Origin of the sequence: Arthrobacter sp. NQ7, assembly GCF_029581595.2 — a bacterium.
Taxonomy (GTDB): Bacteria; Actinomycetota; Actinomycetes; order Actinomycetales; family Micrococcaceae; genus Arthrobacter; species Arthrobacter phenanthrenivorans_B.
Genome location: NZ_JARFXU020000055.1, coordinates 1 through 1,395, shown reverse-complemented (window position 1 = coordinate 1,395; position 1,395 = coordinate 1). Strand labels below are relative to the sequence as shown.

Here is a 1,395-nt window from a genome sequence, read left to right as displayed (position 1 = left end):
GGCAGGAAGTGAATGAAATGGTCAAGGTTCGGAAAGTCAGCCGAGGAGGCGTGACCGTGAAGTTTGCCTTCGGCAGATTCAGTGTCACGCACAACGGAACGACCGACCAGTTCGCTACCTCGCAACCGCCTCACGGCGACTCGGACATCATGTGCGAGCTCGAGTCGATCCTCGTCCGCTACCTCCACGGGCAGCCGACAATTCCCTAACCCGCCGCCCCCCGGGACGTAACTGGCTGGCTCAACGGGCAAAGCACGTATCTATCTACTCAAACCAAGAACCTATGGGCTGGTCCATAGCGAACACACCTTGACTCCCCGTGAGGCTGCCTTCCATCGATACAGGCGCCGGGCGAAATGTCAGGAAAAGGAGCATCGACATGAACGAGACAACGTCACCGGTGGCGCTGGTCACCGGCGGGGCCCGCGGACAGGGCGCCGCCCACGCCGAGGCGTTGGCTTCTGCCGGCCTTCGGGTTGTGATTGCCGACGTCCGCGATGAAGACGGCGAGAAAACCGCTGCATCGCTTTCTGAGCGCGGCCTGCAGGTCCGCTACCTGCATCTTGACGTGACGGACGAAGCAGCTTGGAAGGAAACCGTCGCCCAAATTGAGGCGGAGGACGGCAGTCTCGACGTTTTGGTCAACAACGCCGGCATCATCCGCGTGACCCCTCTTACTGCCCTGGATCTCAGGGAATGGGAGCTTCTGCAGAAGGTCAATACCACCTCGGTGCTCCTGGGCATCAAGGCCGCGGCGCCGGCGATGGCGCGCAGCGGTGGCGGTTCGATCATCAACGTTGCCTCCACGGCAGCACACCGAGGAGCTGAAGGGTACGGCGCCTACTCTGCTTCCAAAGCAGCAGTGCTTGCCCTGACCCGGGCAGCAGCTCTGGAACTTGCCCCGGACGGAATCCGCGTGAACTCCATTAGTCCCGGAGGCGTCGAAACCCCCATGAACGACGACGAACCCAAGGGCGGCACGTCCTCCGGTGCACCACTTGGTCGGCGCGCCAGGCCCGAAGAAATCTCACCACTGGTCGTCTATCTGGCAACCGAGGCTTCCTCCTTCGTCACGGGCTCGGACGTCCTGATCGATGGCGGCGTGACCATCCGCTGATCGTTGTCCACGGCGCTTTTAGAACGCCGTCACCAAGATCATCAAATCCACCTTGCCGGCAATGGCAGAAGCGAACAACCCGCATCAGGGCCATTACACCGACAACGGAGACCCTTTTGGCGGCGACGTCATCCGCTAAGCCGTCTTCCCTCTACGTGAACGGAACACCCTAATGACCCGTTACTGTGTCATCGGTGCTGGCGCTGCCGGCATCTCAGCACTCCAGCAGCTGCGCCAGGCCGGCTACGACGTCGACTGCTTTGAGAAGAGCAGCCGGG

Annotated in this window: 3 protein-coding genes; all 3 read left to right on the top strand. The window is 61.6% G+C overall.

Annotation, left to right across the window (positions count from 1 at the left end; translation table 11 throughout):
- On the top strand, nucleotides 1-209 hold a 209-nt coding region (locus PUN71_RS22990), incomplete at its 5' end, for a PH domain-containing protein (RefSeq protein WP_277800305.1).
- A gap of 170 nt (nucleotides 210-379) precedes the next feature.
- Nucleotides 380-1,117 carry an SDR family NAD(P)-dependent oxidoreductase gene (locus PUN71_RS22985; protein ID WP_277800304.1) on the top strand — a complete coding sequence of 246 codons (738 nt, stop codon included), beginning with the start codon at nucleotides 380-382 and terminating at the stop codon, nucleotides 1,115-1,117.
- 172 nt (nucleotides 1,118-1,289) lie between these two features.
- Nucleotides 1,290-1,395 (top strand): NAD(P)-binding protein (locus tag PUN71_RS23245; protein ID WP_502861350.1); only part of this gene is annotated, 106 nt, incomplete at its 3' end.

Bases quoted from the DNA above. Each gene is read 5' to 3' on its own strand.
- PUN71_RS22985 (WP_277800304.1), top strand. From the start codon at position 380: ATGAACGAGACAACGTCACCGGTGGCGCTGGTCACCGGCGGGGCCCGC.